The 15,941-nt window shown below is 55.4% G+C and carries 13 protein-coding genes, 2 tRNA genes and 1 pseudogene; 15 read left to right on the forward strand and 1 reads right to left on the reverse strand.

Annotated elements, in window-relative coordinates; genetic code table 11:
* Positions 1-6 precede the first annotated feature (6 nt).
* From A2G06_07525 to A2G06_07535, 3 genes are read left to right on the forward strand one after another with little or no spacing between them, the layout of a single operon-like run.
* Positions 7-1,329 carry a phosphate starvation-inducible protein PhoH gene (locus tag A2G06_07525; GenBank protein ANA40186.1) on the forward strand — a complete coding sequence of 441 codons (1,323 nt, stop codon included), beginning with the start codon at positions 7-9 and terminating at the stop codon, positions 1,327-1,329.
* A gap of 6 nt (positions 1,330-1,335) precedes the next feature.
* Positions 1,336-2,358, forward strand: a complete 1,023-nt coding sequence (locus tag A2G06_07530; GenBank protein ANA40187.1) for a N(6)-L-threonylcarbamoyladenine synthase TsaD — start codon at positions 1,336-1,338, stop codon at positions 2,356-2,358.
* On the forward strand, positions 2,355-3,200 hold the full coding sequence (locus A2G06_07535) for a 16S rRNA (adenine(1518)-N(6)/adenine(1519)-N(6))-dimethyltransferase (GenBank protein ID ANA40188.1): 846 nt from the start codon (positions 2,355-2,357) through the stop codon (positions 3,198-3,200). The genes A2G06_07530 and A2G06_07535 overlap by 4 nt, the downstream gene beginning before the upstream one ends.
* A 70-nt stretch (positions 3,201-3,270) precedes the next feature.
* Here the strand turns inward: A2G06_07535 and A2G06_07540 are convergent.
* Positions 3,271-3,776 (reverse strand): annotated as a pseudogene (locus A2G06_07540) (MucR family transcriptional regulator).
* Between the two features lie 190 nt (positions 3,777-3,966).
* Between A2G06_07540 and A2G06_07545 the strand changes: the two are divergent.
* From A2G06_07545 to A2G06_07600, 12 genes are all read left to right on the forward strand, one after another.
* The gene (locus A2G06_07545) at positions 3,967-4,170 is read left to right on the forward strand and encodes a tungsten formylmethanofuran dehydrogenase (protein ANA40189.1); all 204 of its coding nucleotides are present in this window, start codon (positions 3,967-3,969) and stop codon (positions 4,168-4,170) included.
* Between the two features lie 40 nt (positions 4,171-4,210).
* Entirely contained in the window at positions 4,211-5,266 is a 1,056-nt protein-coding gene (locus A2G06_07550) for a 2-ketoisovalerate ferredoxin oxidoreductase (GenBank protein ANA40190.1), read from the forward strand.
* Between the two features lie 7 nt (positions 5,267-5,273).
* The gene (locus A2G06_07555; protein ID ANA40191.1) at positions 5,274-6,017 is read left to right on the forward strand and encodes a 2-oxoglutarate oxidoreductase; all 744 of its coding nucleotides are present in this window, start codon (positions 5,274-5,276) and stop codon (positions 6,015-6,017) included.
* A gap of 15 nt (positions 6,018-6,032) precedes the next feature.
* Positions 6,033-6,572 carry a 2-oxoacid:ferredoxin oxidoreductase subunit gamma gene (locus A2G06_07560; protein ID ANA40192.1) on the forward strand — a complete coding sequence of 180 codons (540 nt, stop codon included), beginning with the start codon at positions 6,033-6,035 and terminating at the stop codon, positions 6,570-6,572.
* A 285-nt stretch (positions 6,573-6,857) separates the two neighbouring features.
* Positions 6,858-6,932: transfer RNA gene (locus A2G06_07565), tRNA-Gln, on the forward strand.
* Positions 6,933-7,003: 71 nt separating this feature from the next.
* Positions 7,004-7,078 (forward strand) — tRNA-Glu (locus A2G06_07570).
* A 262-nt stretch (positions 7,079-7,340) separates the two neighbouring features.
* Positions 7,341-10,511 carry a hypothetical protein gene (locus A2G06_07575; protein ANA40193.1) on the forward strand — a complete coding sequence of 1,057 codons (3,171 nt, stop codon included), beginning with the start codon at positions 7,341-7,343 and terminating at the stop codon, positions 10,509-10,511.
* A 168-nt stretch (positions 10,512-10,679) separates the two neighbouring features.
* Positions 10,680-11,639: a hypothetical protein gene (locus tag A2G06_07580; protein ANA41625.1), complete on the forward strand. Its 960-nt coding sequence runs from the start codon at positions 10,680-10,682 to the stop codon at positions 11,637-11,639.
* A 50-nt stretch (positions 11,640-11,689) separates the two neighbouring features.
* The gene (locus A2G06_07585) at positions 11,690-12,388 is read left to right on the forward strand and encodes a hypothetical protein (GenBank protein ANA40194.1); all 699 of its coding nucleotides are present in this window, start codon (positions 11,690-11,692) and stop codon (positions 12,386-12,388) included.
* A 172-nt stretch (positions 12,389-12,560) separates the two neighbouring features.
* Positions 12,561-13,751: a hypothetical protein gene (locus A2G06_07590; protein ANA40195.1), complete on the forward strand. Its 1,191-nt coding sequence runs from the start codon at positions 12,561-12,563 to the stop codon at positions 13,749-13,751.
* Between the two features lie 21 nt (positions 13,752-13,772).
* Positions 13,773-14,258, forward strand: a complete 486-nt coding sequence (locus A2G06_07595) for a hypothetical protein (GenBank protein ANA40196.1) — start codon at positions 13,773-13,775, stop codon at positions 14,256-14,258.
* 71 nt (positions 14,259-14,329) lie between these two features.
* Positions 14,330-15,697 carry a hypothetical protein gene (locus tag A2G06_07600; GenBank protein ID ANA40197.1) on the forward strand — a complete coding sequence of 456 codons (1,368 nt, stop codon included), beginning with the start codon at positions 14,330-14,332 and terminating at the stop codon, positions 15,695-15,697.
* The last annotated feature ends 244 nt before the right edge of the window (positions 15,698-15,941 follow it).

Consider the following 15,941-nt stretch of genomic DNA (forward strand, 5'->3'; position numbering starts at 1 on the left):
ACTCACATGATCAAAAATTTCGTGCTCGATACCAACGTCCTCCTCTACGATCCGCAGGCCATCTTCAAGTTCGAGGAAAACAACATCATCATCCCCATAACCGTTATCGAGGAGATCGACCGGTTCAAGAAGGACATGAACGAAACCGGCCGCAACGCCCGGCAGCTTTCGCGCTACATTGACGAAATGCGCGCCGCCGGCTCTCTCTCCAACGGCATTGCCCTCGAAAACGGCGGGACCCTGCGCGTAGAGATGTATGCAGAAAAATTCATGAAGGTGCTGCCTCCCGAGTTGCGCGAAGAACGGGGCGACAACCGGATTCTGGCCGTGGCGCTCAGTGTCAAGGAGCAGGATGAGGCCACGCCGGTCATCTTCGTGACCAAGGACACCAACCTGCGCATCAAGTCCGACGCCCTCGGCCTCAAAGCAGAGGACTACGAGTCCGACAAGGTCGATATTGAGGAACTCTATCCCGGTTTTACCGAGCTCGAGGTGTCGGCGGAGATGGTGGATCGCTTTCACGGCCAGGGATGGGTCGACCTTGCCGGCTACGACCTGCACCCCAACCAGTTCGTCACCCTGCGCGATGCGGCCAACCCGTCCCATACGGCCCTGGGGAAATACCGTGCCGACCAGAAGCGGATCATTCCCATCGCCAAGAACGGCAAAGACGGGGTCTGGAGCATCCATCCCCGCAACCGGGAACAGGCCTTTGCCTTTGACGCCCTGCTGGACGACTCCATCAAGCTCGTGACACTGGTGGGCAAGGCGGGCACCGGCAAGACGCTGTTGGCCATAGCGGCCGGACTGCACAAAACCGCCGAGGAGAACGTCTACAACCGGCTTCTGGTCTCCCGTCCCGTATTCCCCATGGGACGCGACCTGGGTTTCCTCCCGGGCGACATCGAGGAAAAACTGACCCCGTGGATGCAGCCCATCTTCGACAACGTGGAACTCCTCCTCTCGGGCCACGAGGCTGAAAAGCGGCACAGCAAGGGGTACAAGGAGCTCATGGCCATGGGGATCATGGATATCGAACCCCTGACCTACATCCGCGGTCGTTCCATTCCGCTTCAGTTCATGATCGTGGACGAGGCCCAGAACCTCACCCCCCACGAGATCAAGACCATCATCACCCGGGCCGGCGAGGGGACCAAGATCGTGCTCACGGGCGATCCCTACCAGATCGACAACCCTTACGTGGACGCGTCTTCCAACGGCCTCACCTACGTGGTGGAGCGCTTCAAGGGGGTGCCCATCGCCGGTCATGTCACCATGACCAAAGGCGAACGGTCGGAGTTGGCTGAACTGGCTGCAAACCTTCTCTAGCGCTCTATGCTCGTACTTGCCATAGAAACATCGTGCGACGAAACCGCCGCCGCCGTGGTGCGCGACGGGCGCACCATCCTGTCGAACGTGGTTTCCTCTCAAGTGAAGGATCATGCCGTGTACGGCGGGGTTGTTCCCGAAATTGCCTCGCGCAAGCACCTGGAGACCATCCCCGCGGTTGTCGGCGAGGCCCTGCGCCTGGCGGACGTGACCCTCGATCACGTGGAAGGGGTTGCGGTGACCCAGGGGCCCGGACTGGCCGGCGCCCTTCTGGTCGGTCTGTCCGTGGCCAAATCCATCGCCTTTGCCCGTGGGCTTCCCCTGGCAGGAGTCAATCACATCGAAGCGCACCTTGCCGCCATTTTTCTTGAACGCGAGGTCGCCTATCCCTATCTGGCCCTGGTGGTGTCAGGGGGGCATTCCCACCTGTACCGGGTCGACGGCATCGGCCGGTGCACCACCCTCGGCCAGACCCTGGACGATGCTGCGGGCGAGGCCTTCGACAAGGTGGCCAAGCTGTTGGGGCTCCCCTATCCGGGCGGCATCGAGATCGATCGCCTGGCCTCCGCCGGTGATCCGGATGCCATCGCCTTTCCGCGGCCCCTGCTCCACGACGGCAGCTTCAACTTCAGTTTCAGCGGCCTCAAGACCGCAGTGCTCTCAGCGGTAAAAAAACAGGGAATTCCCGAAGGGGAAAAACTTGCCGATTTCTGTGCCTCGTTTCAGAAAGCAGTCTGTCATGTGCTGGTGGAAAAGACCTTCCGCGCCGCGGATGCGACCGGCATCGACCGGGTCGTGGTGGCAGGCGGAGTGGCCTGCAATAGTGCGCTGCGGCGGGAAATGGCCCATGCCGCCGCTGCGCGGGGCGTGGAGCTCATGATCCCGTCGCCGTCGCTGTGCGGCGACAATGCCGCCATGATCGCCGTGCCGGGTGACTATTACCTGCGCTGCGGCGAGCAGGGCGGGCTCGCGCTTGACGCACGGGTGAACTGGCCCCTGGACCTGCTCGGGTCGGGGAGGGAAGGGTGAGAGGAGACGGCATCCGTGCCCGCAAGGCACTCGGGCAGAATTTCCTCACTGACCGTTCGGTTCTTTCCCGCATTGCGGCCCTGGTGAGTGCCGGCACCGGCGAGCGAGTCCTGGAGATCGGCCCCGGCAAGGGAGCGCTGACGTCATATCTGGCGGAACAGGCCGGGCGGCTGGTGGCCGTCGAACTGGACGACCGCCTGGTGCCGCTGCTGCGCGGCAGTTTTGCCGACAATCCCCGGGTCACGATCATCGAGGGCGACATCCTCGACCTGGATATCCGCGAAACCCTGGCCCGCTACGGCACGCCTCCCTGGAAGGTTGCGGCAAACCTGCCCTATAACATCTCCACGCCGGTCCTGTTCAGGCTGCTCGATGTCCGGGATCTTTTCACCCGACTCGTGCTCATGCTCCAGAAAGAGGTGGGCGACAGACTCGCCGCAGGACCGGGGGGCAAAGAGTACGGTGTCTTGTCGGTCCTGTTCCAGCTTCACTTTGATGTGACCCGCGAGCTCCTCGTCAGGCCGGGCTCGTTCCACCCCGTGCCCAAGGTAGATTCGGTGGTTCTCTCGTTTGTTCCCCTGGCGCAGCCCCGGGTGGACGTGGGGGACGAGGACTATTTCAGGCGGGTGGTCAAGGCGTCCTTTGCCATGAGGCGCAAGACGCTCTGGAATTGTTTGAAGGGGGGAGCGCTGGGTGTGCCGACGGACGGCATCAGGGATGCTCTGGCACGCTGCGGCATCGATGAGGGGAGACGCGGCGAGACGCTTTCGCTGCAGGAGTTTGCCCTGTTGACCAAGGGGCTGCTGGCAGCCGGGGGTACGCTCCCGCCCCGCGCACCATAGCCGGTACGGAAATGAAAAAAGCCGTTCGCTAGAACGAACGGCTTCCGGAACCACGGGCAGGATATCGCAATCAGGCAGTGGCTTTCTTGGCGCGGGTAGCCTTGGCCTTAGCCGGCTTTTCGGCCGCAGCAGCCTTTTTCTCCTGAATCTTGGCGGCGCGCACGGCGCGTGCTTGGCGAGGTTTTCGGCAAGCCCCCGGTCTTTGGCCATCTGCTTGCGCGCCTCGGAGAACTTTTTGGCGGTAAGCGGCTGGCTACTGGGGATGTTGAACTGCTTGCGATATTCGCCCGGCTTCATCTGGTGCACCTGGGCCAGGTGGCGGGTAAGGGTTTTCATTCCGCCCTTGCCACAGATCATGCAGCATACCTGGTCGGCCTGGAACGCCTTCTTGAGCGTCATGGCCGGGGCCTTGGCTTCTTCTGCCGCAGCCTCGGGTGCAGCAGCACCGCCCTCAAGCTGTTGCAGCGTGGCATGGACCTTTTGAATTTCCTGAACCAGTTCTTCCGTGGAAAGCTCTGACACAGCAGCGTGTGAGGATACAATACTTGCGGTCAATTCCAATAATGTAGGTGCCATTGACTCCCTCCTTTGAGTTGTGAGAATTACATGAATAACCTGAGTACATATTTAGCTGTATCGTCAGACAAAAGCAAGTGATAAATCGTTGAAATATACCTGTAAAATGAGATTGACCCATTGCTTTGATTTTTGATACGGTAAGCACGCTTCTGTATACGGTAATACAGAGGAGAAAGGATACGGCTTCATGGCTCAAATTGAGATTGATGAATCGAGGTGCAAAGGGTGTGGTCTCTGTACGCTCGCCTGCTCGCGCAAACTGATCGTGATGAGTAGCACGATCAATAAATACGGCTATGTCACCGCCGTCATGACCAGCCAGGATCAATGTACCGGCTGTGCTCTCTGTGCGGAGATATGCCCTGACGTTGCTATTAAGGTTTATAAATAGGGTCGACAGTATCTGAAACACCATCTGTATGGAGGCAGCTTTGACAAAGCGACTGTTCATGAAGGGTAACGAGGCTCTGGCCATGGCCGCCATCGAGGCCGGATGCCGTTACTATTTCGGCTATCCCATCACGCCCCAGAGCGATATCCCCGAATACATGTCCCGCGAACTCCCCGGCCTGGGCGGCGAGTTCATTCAAGCAGAGAGCGAGATCGCATCCATCAACATGCTCTTGGGGGCCTCGGCCACCGGCGTCCGGGCCATGACATCATCGTCGAGCCCCGGCATATCGCTCAAGCAGGAGGGGATCTCCTACATGGCCGGCGCCGAGCTTCCCGGCGTCATCGTCAATATTTGCCGGTCGGGTCCGGGGCTCGGCGGCATCGACGCATCCCAGGCGGATTACTTCCAGGCGGTCAAGGGGGGAGGGCACGGGGGCTATCACATCATCGTCCTCGCACCCTCGTCGGTTCAGGAGATGTACGATCTGACCATGCTCGCCTTCGACCTTTCCGACATCTACCGGATGCCGGCCATGATCTTCGGTGATTCGGTCATCGGCCAGATGAAGGAACCCCTCACCCCGAACCCGCGCCCCTCGTGCGTGCTGCCGTCCAAAGACTGGATCGTACGGGGCAAGGGTGACGGCGAACAGCGCGTGGTCAAATCCCTGTACCTGGGCGACGGCGAACTTGAGGCCCACAACTGGAAACTCCATGCCCGCTACGCCGAACTGAAGGAAAAGGAGGCGCGCTGGGAGGAATTCATGCTCGACGATGCCGAATTCCTGGTGACCGCCTTCGGCTCCGCGGCCCGCATCGCCAAGACCGCGGTTATGAGCGCCCGGGAGCAGGGGCTTAAAGTGGGGCTTCTGCGGCCCATTACCCTGTTCCCCTTTCCGGAGAAAGCATACCGCACCGTTACGGCGCGCTGTAAAAAGGTGCTCGATATCGAACTGAACGCGGGTCAGATGGTGGAGGATGTCCGTCTCTCCGTGACCGCCGGAACCGACGTTTTTTTCTACGGCAGGCCCCCCGGTGCCGGTTCGCTCCCCACGCCGGAAGAACTGCTGGAACAGATCAGAAAATTTTATTGAGGTACATATGCAACAGGTCTTCAAGAAACCGGTCAGTCTCAAGGATGTCCAGACCCACTTCTGTCCGGGGTGCCATCACGGCACCTTCCATCGCCTCGTGGCCGAGGCCATGGATGAATTCGGCGTGCAGAAGAAGACCATCGGGGTTGCCTCGGTGGGATGCTCCGTTTTTCTCTACGGCTACTTCGATATCGATGTGGTCGAGGCGCCCCATGGCCGGGCTCCCGCCGTGGCCACCGGGGTCAAACGGGCCCGTCCCGACGCCTTTGTCTTCACCTATCAGGGGGACGGGGACCTGGCCGCCATCGGCACCTCCGAAATCATCCATGCGGCCAACCGCGGCGAAGACATCACGGTTATCTTCGTCAACAACACCACGTACGGCATGACCGGCGGTCAGATGGCTCCCACCACTCTGGTCGGGCAAAGGACCTCCACTTCGCCCTATGGCAGGAAGAACGAGAAGGACGGCTCGCCCATCCGGATGGCGGAACTGCTGGCCCAACTGGAGGGGGTGGCCTTTTCGGCCAGGGTCGCCGTGAACAACCCCAAGAATCTCATGGACGCCAAGCGCCAGATCAAGAAAGCCTTCCGTTATCAGGCCGAGGGCAAGGGATTTTCCTTTATCGAGGCACTCTCCTCATGTCCCACCAACTGGGGCATGGACGCCCTGGCTGCCAACGAACGGGTAGGGACCGAAATGTGTGCCTATTTCCCGCTCGGCGTCTTCAAAAACACCGCTCAACTCTAAGCAGGGAGTATTTTCATGCGTCATGACGTATTCATTGCCGGCTTCGGCGGCCAGGGAGTCCTGCTCGCCGGAAACATCCTGGGCCAGGCGGCCATCATCGAAGGGAAAAACGTTTCGTTCTTCCCCTCCTACGGTGTCGAGAAGCGGGGCGGTGCTGCCATGTGCACCGTTGTCATCGCCGACGACGAAGTGGGATCCCCCGTCATCGGCAGCCCCTCTGTTGCGGTCATCCTCAACCAGGCATCCTTTGACAAATTCTTTGCCAAGGTCAAAACCGGCGGGCTCTGCATCGTCAACGGCTCGCTGGTGGACGTGCCCGCAGGTCTGCGTTCCGATATTACGGTCGTCACCATCCCCATGAACGACATTGCCGTGGAACTGGGCGATCCGCGCATGGTCAACATGGTTGCGCTCGGCGCCTATGCCGCCAGGACCGGCGCGGTTTCCCTCCAGTCGCTGGAAGATGCCCTCAAGGAAACGCTCCCCGAGCGCAATCATCGCTTCATCCCCGCCAACGTCAAGGCCATTGCAGCTGGCGCGGGTTTTGGCGGCTAAGGATTCATCCGCAAACGTACTTCGCGGACCCGCATCCGGTCTCCGTGTCGTCTTTGACCGGTTCATGCTCGCAAAATCCTCAACGTAGCCCTGCTACGCCTGTGGTTTTGCTCGGTCGACCCGGCCGGGTCGTCACGAATCCGGGCACGAGTCTTTGAGAAGTTGTTTGCTGAGGCGCACGGGGGATCTGTCTGGTAAAAGAATGGTAGGGATGCCCGGAAGAAAAAGTTGAAAAAAATGCTTGACGCTCCATGGGGTCTCGTGATAGATAATTGTCCTTCCTCTTGGGGTGTCGCCAAGCGGTAAGGCACCGGATTTTGATTCCGGCATTCCAAGGTTCGAATCCTTGCACCCCAGCCAGTTCAACATCTGGCGGACGGCCAGTGTCGACAGTGGCTGCGGCACAGGTTCAGAAGCAAACGATAGAGTTTGGTCCCATCGTCTAGTGGTTAGGACACCGGCCTTTCACGTCGGTAACAGGGGTTCAAGTCCCCTTGGGATCACCATCCAAAGCGGCAATCCTTCATAGAGAGGGTTGCCGCTTTTTTTATCCACATCCTGCCGGGCAAAAGCGTTGACCATCTTTTCCTCACGTAGTATCACCTGATTCTTCACCGAATTTTTCGTGTTATACTGAGATCATTTTCCGGTCCGCATTGGGTATACATATTGCTGTTACGTAATAATACAGTGATTACTCTTCCGGGGCTACCTCTGTCGGGAAGAGCGTGAAGCGGTATTTTACAGGCTCGAAGGAGGATTGGGAAAATGGTCATACATGGTCGGGTTTTTGGCAACATACGGTTGTTTTTGACGTTGATCTTTACCCTGCTCACGGCCACAAGCGCCATGGCGTATAACATTTCGGGGACCGTCATCAATAGCAGCGGTAAGCCCGGCCGTATTTTCATCACTGCCTTTCCTTCATCAGGAGGAGATCAAGGTCCCGGGGTCAGTATCGAATCTGCCGGGGCTTTCACTATCACCGGGGTTCCATCTGGAACGTATACGCTCCAGGCATTTGTCGCTACCCAGGGGACCAATATCCGCCACGCCAACGATCCAGCCGGTTCTGCCCAGGTTAACGTCAACTCGACGAATGTGACCGGTCAAACGATCATCTTGAATAATCCGCCGCCGGTAGCTCCGGCAGCACCACAGGTGATTGTCTACCGTAGTAACGGCGGCAATTTCGTGATGTGGAATGGGGAAACCGACAATTCCACCGGCAGCGAACTGCCCATTGCCGATAAGTACCGAATCTCCTGGAGCTCGACGAACGGAGGGGCGACTATCGGTTCGAAGGATGTCGCTTCCGGCGACAACGATTTCTTCGCCCATGTCGGCGGATTGGCCAATTATTGGTACAAGGTTGAGGCCCTGGTCGGCGCAGCGTCGGCAGCTTCTTCCTGGACTCCTGTTACCACCACTTCTGGCGTTACGGTTACCGGCACCGTTAATTTGACCGGAATATCGGCCACTGGTCCACTGTTGGTCGCTCTTGTCAACGAGTCGGGCGACATTCCGGTGTTTTGTACTACCTTCGTTTCGAGTCCCTCCGGCTCCCAAAGTTATACCGTCAATAATGTCCCCCCCGGCACATATCAGGTGTATGGGCTGCTCGACATGAATAATAACGGTACGCTCGATTACGGCGACATCCAGCAGACGAATGCCGATCAGGCGGCACCGTCGATTACCGTTGCTTCAAGCAATAAGGTCGCGCCGACAGTAACCCTTTCAGCAGGAAATGCAAGGGCCATCGTCACCACCAATCATGGGATGGTGCAGAGTGGTTACAGTTGGTTGAATCTTGACTTGGGGTTGGAGGGCATGCAGAAACAACCGGTCAACGTCACGGTTTCAGGCCCTGGCATCTCCGCCACGACCATCGGATTGTCCCGTTGGAACGAATTCAACTGGTGGTTCTCGCCGAGCGGTTCGGTCAATGTCGGCGACACCTATGCGTTCACGACGTATTATTCCGATGGTACTTTTGAAACTCTCAACGCCTCAATAACGGCAATTATCGACAGTTATCCGACTCCTGTTTCGCCGGTTGGTCTAGTTCCGTACAGCACCAATGCAACGCCGACTTTTGCCTGGACGGCACCTGCTGCACCGCCGGCCACCTACACCTATCAGATTTGGCTTAGCGGCCCCGGTGGCCAGTTTTGGAGCCCGTCAAGCGATACTCCGATCTCGTCGGGTACTACGTCTGTCGTCTATAACTACGACAATACCGCCAGCCAGAGTTTGCTGGTTGACGGCACTACCTATTACTGGACGATTTCCGTGGTTGACTCCAATGGCAATTCTGGCGGGTATCAGACCCAGTTCACGCCGACCAGTCAACCGGCCATATCCGCTTTCTACCCGGCATCCTCGAATGTCGGCGGTACCGTTACCATTCGCGGCATCAACTTCGATCCGGTTGCAGCCAACAACTCTGTCACGTTTGGCGGCAATGTTTCGGTGACAGCCTCGTCAGTGTCTCCTGATGGCACGACCTTGACCGCAGTTGTACCGAATGCCGGAAACGGGAATCTTACGGTAACCATTTCCAGTAAGTCTCCGGCCACCAGTTCCCAGCCCTTCTATATCGGGAATACCGTTTCTTTTACCGGCAAGGTGTTGAATTCCGGCAACCTCCCCGTCGCCGGCGCCACCATCGAGATGGAACATTACCCGCTGGAAAAAACCACCTCGGCTGCTGACGGGACTTTTACCCTTTCCGGGCTGCCAGGCAACAGCACACCGTTCAGGCTGATCATCGCCAAGGATGGCTACTTGCCGGTCTATACCGATATTTTGTATACATTTACCGCCAATATCGACTACAGCAACACGCCATACTACCTTTACACCGGCAGTGAGCTGGGGCTTGGTAGCGGCAAGTCCGCCGTTTTGGCCCGAGTTCTCAACAGTCAGGATTATTCGGGTGTCAGTGGCGTTACGGCAACGGCCTCCAGCAGCTTTCATCCTCAGTCACCGTATATGGTTGAGTATTTGAATTCCACGACCTTCACCGGTTCTGCCACTGACGAGAGTGGCATCTTCCGGGTGCGCAACATCGATGCGAACGACTATGTCACCCTGACCGCGACCAGAAGTGGCTGGTTCTTCACCACGCCAAGCTTTCTCGTTCCTGGAGGTGCTGTAGTCGAACTGGGCATTATTGGTTCTCCGCCTCCGTCGCCCGCAATCTCTACTGTTTCTCCGAGCAAGGCGAAGGCCGGGACCCAAGTAACGATTTCCGGTAATAACTTTGGTGCCACTCCGACGGACAATGTCGTGAAGTTCAACGGCGTTACCGCCGGCATCATCAGTGTTACTGCCAGCTCACAGATTCTGGTCACCGTTCCTCAAGGTGCGACCACCGGCCGGGTAACCGTTACCACCGTCGGCGGTACGGCGACCAGCGCGGAAAACTTCACCCTGCAGAACACCCTGTCCGTGAATGTGGCCGGCACCGGCAGCGGTACGGTCAACAGCATTACCGAGGGGCTGGCCTTTGTCTGTTCCAGCGGGACCTGTAGTTCCGATTTCGATTCCAGTTCTTCGCTCGTCCTTGCCGCTACCCCCGGCAACGGGTCACTCTTCACCGGCTGGTCCGGCGCCTGTGCCGGAACCGGCAATTGTTCGGTGACGCTCGGTACCGATAAATCAGCAACAGCGACATTTGACATTGTCCCGAATGTTCAGATGGGAACGGTTTATTTCGGCTCGATTAGTGATGCCTATGTGGCTGCCGTCACCGGCGCCACGATCAAGGCCAAGGCGATGGCCTTTACGGCCCTTGATCTGAACCGGGATATTGCAGTAACCTTGTCGGGGGGGTATGATCCGTCCCTCAATTCTGTGACTGGCTATACAACGATCGGCGGACTGACGGTGTGGCTCGGCAGCGTAACACTCAGTAATGTAGCGGTTCAGTAACCTGTGTGTTACGTGTTACAAAATTATAATTTGCGGTTCACCTCGCGAATTGTGTAAAGTGTGGTATATCAAGTTTTTACAGCTCACCTTCCGCTCACGATTGCTTCGTGTGCAAGGAGAACTAGCATGAATTCTCAGCGCAACAGGTACACAAAGAGGTTTGGGGGAATGATTCTCCTGGCGGTCGGGGTACTGGTTGCCATGCCCATGGATCAAGATGCAGAAGCAGTCGTGAGTAAGGCGTTTGTTACGGTTGGTCTCACTCCGTCGTTTACGGGGGTAGGCTCGATATCATTCTTGCTCGACAATACCAACTCGGCAACCTACGCCGACTCGACACTTCTCAATCAGGCAGCCACGCCGGGTGCAGTTCCCATTCCCATTGAAAAGGATAGCAACACCTTGTTATATGTGTGGGCCGATTTTGACGGTATCAACACTACAGCGCTACCGCTTTTCGGGTTTGAATATTCCATTATTCCAGGAGACCCTCTTCCGGCATTTACTGTAGCGATGGACCAGGGACTAGGGACTGGCATCAAGGATACAAACGACGTAACTTTGAGTGCCTCTGAATCATCATTCGTGCTGACAGCCTGTTATCTTTCCGATACCCAGGCACCGGTTGCGGCAACCGTAACCGGTGCCGGAACGGGAACCGTGACCAGCGTTCCCGCCAGCATAGCCTGCGTAGCGGGCACCTGCATGAGCGGTTTCGAAAAGAACAGCCAGGTAACCTTTATCGCGGTTCCGAGCGCAGATTCTTATTTCAAGTCATGGACTGGCGCGTGCACCGGAACCGGTGATTGTGTGATCGCGTCCCTCGATGCAGTAAAATCAGTGGGCGCGGAATTCGCCAAATACCAAGCCATCCGGATAGCGGGAACTACATCTTATTTTGACACTGTGCAAGATGCTTACAACACTGCAACAACCGGAGCCGTACTGGAGGCCATGGCAACCACTTCCGCCTCCCTTGGACCTCTGACCATGAACGCAGCCAAGACCATAACATTGAAGGGAGGTTACAACGGAGATTATACACCCAGTACGACCCTGACGACCACGGTCGGCACGATCACGGTGGCGGCTGGCACATTAATTGCCCAGAATATCGTTGTAAACTAAACCTCATTTTGCTATGTTAGCACACATCCTTACGGGGAAAGGAGCATCACATGAAGAGAAAGGTTACGTTGGCGGTTGCGGCTTCAGTTGTAGCACTTATGCCGGTGATGGCCCAGGCGGCGAATAAGCTGATTGTGAAGGATGCGACAGGCACCACGGATAAGATGGTGGTGACGGATACGGGATATGTAGGGATTGGGACGAATGCTCCGGCAGTTCCCCTGCATCTCAAAGGCACGAATATTAACGATACCAAGATTATCTCTCATTATACTGGCACTACGTCTGGCGGGGGCGGGAACATTCTCATGTTCCACAATAACGATCCCGCAACGAACAACGGTCTACCCCAAGCAAATGACCGTCTTGGCAATCTTATGTTTGGTAGTTACATTGGCTCACTTGGTGTCGCCGGCGCGGGGATTTCTGCATACGCTGACGGTGTATGGACGAATAGCTCGGCGCCGACTTACCTGTCATTTCAGACAGCCCCTGCAGGGACTACGGGAAGAGCAGATCGAATGAGAATTACGAGTGTTGGGAACGTAGGTATTAATACTGTTTCTCCTACCCAAAAACTCGAAGTAAATGGTGGCATCAGAATTAACACAACTGCCACGAAACCTACCTGCAGTTTAACGATTCGCGGTACTATGTGGTTCACTCAAGCAGCCACAGGTGTTGCAGATACTCTGGAAGTATGTGCTAAACAAGCTAATGGTACCTACGCCTGGATGCCGCTTTTCTAATGCCTTGACTGGGAGTCGGTATTGTTTATCATGGGGGGTGGTCGGGATAATGATCACCCCCTATCTTTTTGTTGATCAGTTGGATAGTTTTTTGAATGATTTTGGGAAATTCGCGTAGACGTCGTTGCTGCGTGGGAATGATAAATCATCCTTTTTAAGTACTGAGGTCGGTATGCAGGGTAGTCAGCCAGGTAACAACGGAACAACCAACGAAACCATCAACCTTCTCGATTATCTGGAAGTCCTAGCAAAGCGAAAGAGTCTTATTGTTCGAACGACACTGGCCGTATTCGTGCTCTCTGTTTGCGGGAGTCTCCTCCTGACCAAAATTTACAGCACTACTGCTCTGGTTCTTCCTCCTCAGCAGGACCAAAGCCTGATGGGGTTGATGATTGGGCAAGTGGGTGGCGGAATGGCCAACCTTGCTGGCGACCTGCTCGGTAATGGTACTTCGGCCGATCGCTGTATCGGGATATTGAAAAGCAATGCCGTGAGCGATGATATCATCGACCGGTTCAATCTCATGAAGGTCTTCAACGCAAAGTCCCGCGATGATGTGTACAAGACACTGGGCAGAAAAGTGGACATCGTAGCCGGAAAGAAAGACGGCATCATCTCGATAACCGTCGAAGACAAGGACCCACGGCTAGCGGCAGACATTGCCAATGCCTATGTTGATGAGTTGGCAAAGATGATGATTAACCTCAATGTAACCGGTGCGGTCCAGAATAAGGCCTATCTCGCGGAACAGCTCGCTAAGACAAAGGTCAGCCTGAGCAGTGCGGAAGAAAAGATCAAGGGGTTCAAGGCAAAGAACAAGATGGTAGATGTTACTGAACAGGCAAAGGGTGCTATTCAAGGAATTGCCGATCTGACTGCGCAACTGGCAGCCGAGCAGGTGAAGCTTGCGGTGCTACAACGCTCGCTGACAGATTCCAGTCAAGAGGTCAAAAACCAGAAGGTAGTTATCGATCGACTCAGAGAGCAGATTGCCCATTTCGAGGGCAACGGGAAGGGCGGGGCAATCCCCTCAGTAGGAAGCGTACCGGCGCTTGGTGAAGAGTATCTCCGTTTGATGCGGGATTTCAAGATCCAGGAGTCTTTGGTGGAGCTGCTAACCAAACAGTATGAAATGGCCAAATTGACTGAGGAAATGAACGTTGCAGGTATCCAGGTGATTCAACGTGCTCGAGTGCCGGATAAGAAGGCTAAGCCCAAGAGATCGGCTATAGTGTTGATGGGGACGTTACTGGGATTGATGGGGTCGACTGTGGCAGCCTTCTTGATTGAGTATCGAGAGCGGATGACGATTGAGGAGCGACAACGCTGGCAGTACATATTTTCTCTGGTTAAAGGCGAATAGCCGCTCACGCGGGAAGCACGAGTGATAGTTGACATTTTTGAAAACTGGGCGCTTTATTTCTCCGGCGATGCCTGGAAAGCAGTACTTGAGTTTCTTGCCAATCTGGATGAAAACAGCGCCGATGGCGAGTATCCACTGATAGGCAACGACGTCTTCGCGCGTGTTATGAGTTATCAAACCAAAAGCTCCAATGAGGTCGCGTTCGAGGCTCATAAAGAATATATCGACATTCAGACGGTTCTTGCTGGCGCTGAGGGAATGGCATGGCAACCAGCGAGTAGCATGACGGTATCCCAGCCCTATGATGCCGCCAAAGACGTGGAGTTCTACTTGATGCCGCCGACTTTTTCTCTCCGCGTTGATCTTACCAAAGAGAAGTTCGTCGCTTTTTTCCCCTCTGATGCCCATGCGGGGCAGTTACACGTAGAAGGGATGCCAGCCTGGATAAAAAAAGTAGTAGTAAAAGTGCGGACCTCGTATTACTTGAAAACAAGTATCTCACAATGATGGTGGCCCGAGCCAAAACATACTTGGCAAGCTGTTGGAATTCCCCGACCCTCATGACATGGGGAAGTTTTTTGTCCAAGTCTTTAAGCTTGATTATTGTTCTTCCTCTTCTATTGACCAGACTGAGTGCCGCTGAGATTTCCCTCTGGTATCTCTTTATGACCATGATTGGGCTTCAGGCAATTGTGGATGCAGGCTTCAGTCCCACTTTTATTCGTGTAATTGCCTATGTGAGGGGTGGGGCAGGTATCAGGGAATTGAAAGAATGTCATCATGCTGGCACCGGCACGTTTGATCTCCAGACCCTGAATCAGGTCTACTCGACAATGAGTCGGGTTTATCGCTACCTAGGAGTGATTTGGACCTTTCTACTGCTTGTTGCCGGCACAATCGCCCTGCAACGACCTGTTACTGCGGTCTCAGGCAAGGGCGCAGCCTGGCTTGCCTGGGGGATTATTGTCATCGCCTCAGGCATTTCTTTTCAAGGGGCATTATACAGTTCCTACTTGCAGGGGATGAATCAGGTCGCCCTTGTGCGGAGATGGGAAACCGTAACGTCCCTTGCGGCGATTATGTCCAGTTTTCTCGTATTGCTTGCCGGCGGTGGCCTGCTTGGCTTGGTAATCGCCAATCAGGCGTGGTTGGTTATTAATGTTGCCCGGGATCGATGCCTTGCAAGATGGGCGGAGCATGGGATTCTACGCACATTTGTCCGCCAGCCGTTTAACAGGGACATCTTCGATGCCGTATGGCCGAGTGCGTGGCGTAGCGGGTTGGGTATTCTGATGAGTTATGGGCTGATCCAGGCTAGCGGCATAATTTATGCTCAAATCGGTAATGCCGCCAGTGTCGCTACTTATTTATTGGGACTGCGCCTCATTCAGATGGTCAGTCAGTTTTCACAAGCGCCCTTTTACAGTAAAATCCCGCTTCTTTCCCGGCTTTACGCCGAGGATCGACGCGCTGATCTGTTGCGGGTGGCAAAGAGAGGAATGACTTTTGCTCACTGGACATATGTAACAGGGTTTGTCGGGCTGGGGCTTGCCGGTGCGCCAATCCTTAGCCATATTGGGAGTCACGCGCCTTTTCCCGAAGGATTACTCTGGTCGCTCATGGGGTTGGCTTTCTTCCTCGAGCGTTATGGAGCCATGCATGTCCAACTCTATAGCACAACAAATCATATTATCTGGCATGTAGCGAACGGTGGGATGGGGATTATCTATCTCTTGACCAGTTGCTTACTGCTACAATCTATTGGGGTCTATGCCTTTGTGGTCGGGATGATAGCCGGATATCTCGGGTTCTATTGTTGGTTTGCAGCATACCACTCATACAAAGCCTTTAACCTCAAATTTGTGGAGTTTGAACTACAGACCTCATTTGCGCCTTTTCTGTCGGGCGTACTTGGTTCGTTTCTGATATTCCTTAACTGCAGGTGATCAATGGTATCGAGATTTCTGAACTGTAAAAGCTTCAAGGCTGATCTGAATAAAGTCCAACAACAGTATAGAGCAAGTTTTTTAAAAGCTATAGATGGCGGCGAGATTGTCACCAGCGTGAGGGCTGAATGTCTTTGCGGTAGTGCAGAGCCTGAAAAGATTGCTTCATATGATAGATTCGGACTCCCATTTTCAGCATACATATGCCGCGTGTGCGGATTGATCTTTACAAACCCATATATAT

Origin of the sequence: Geobacter anodireducens (assembly GCA_001628815.1) — a bacterium.
Taxonomy (GTDB): domain Bacteria; phylum Desulfobacterota; class Desulfuromonadia; order Geobacterales; family Geobacteraceae; genus Geobacter; species Geobacter anodireducens.

Bases quoted from the DNA above. Each gene is read 5' to 3' on its own strand.
- A2G06_07525 (ANA40186.1), top strand. From the start codon at position 7: ATGATCAAAAATTTCGTGCTCGATACCAACGTCCTCCTCTACGATCCG.
- A2G06_07530 (ANA40187.1), top strand. From the start codon at position 1,336: ATGCTCGTACTTGCCATAGAAACATCGTGCGACGAAACCGCCGCCGCC.
- A2G06_07545 (ANA40189.1), top strand. From the start codon at position 3,967: ATGGCTCAAATTGAGATTGATGAATCGAGGTGCAAAGGGTGTGGTCTC.
- A2G06_07555 (ANA40191.1), top strand. From the start codon at position 5,274: ATGCAACAGGTCTTCAAGAAACCGGTCAGTCTCAAGGATGTCCAGACC.
- A2G06_07560 (ANA40192.1), top strand. From the start codon at position 6,033: ATGCGTCATGACGTATTCATTGCCGGCTTCGGCGGCCAGGGAGTCCTG.
- A2G06_07575 (ANA40193.1), top strand. From the start codon at position 7,341: ATGGTCATACATGGTCGGGTTTTTGGCAACATACGGTTGTTTTTGACG.
- A2G06_07580 (ANA41625.1), top strand. From the start codon at position 10,680: ATGATTCTCCTGGCGGTCGGGGTACTGGTTGCCATGCCCATGGATCAA.
- A2G06_07585 (ANA40194.1), top strand. From the start codon at position 11,690: ATGAAGAGAAAGGTTACGTTGGCGGTTGCGGCTTCAGTTGTAGCACTT.
- A2G06_07590 (ANA40195.1), top strand. From the start codon at position 12,561: ATGCAGGGTAGTCAGCCAGGTAACAACGGAACAACCAACGAAACCATC.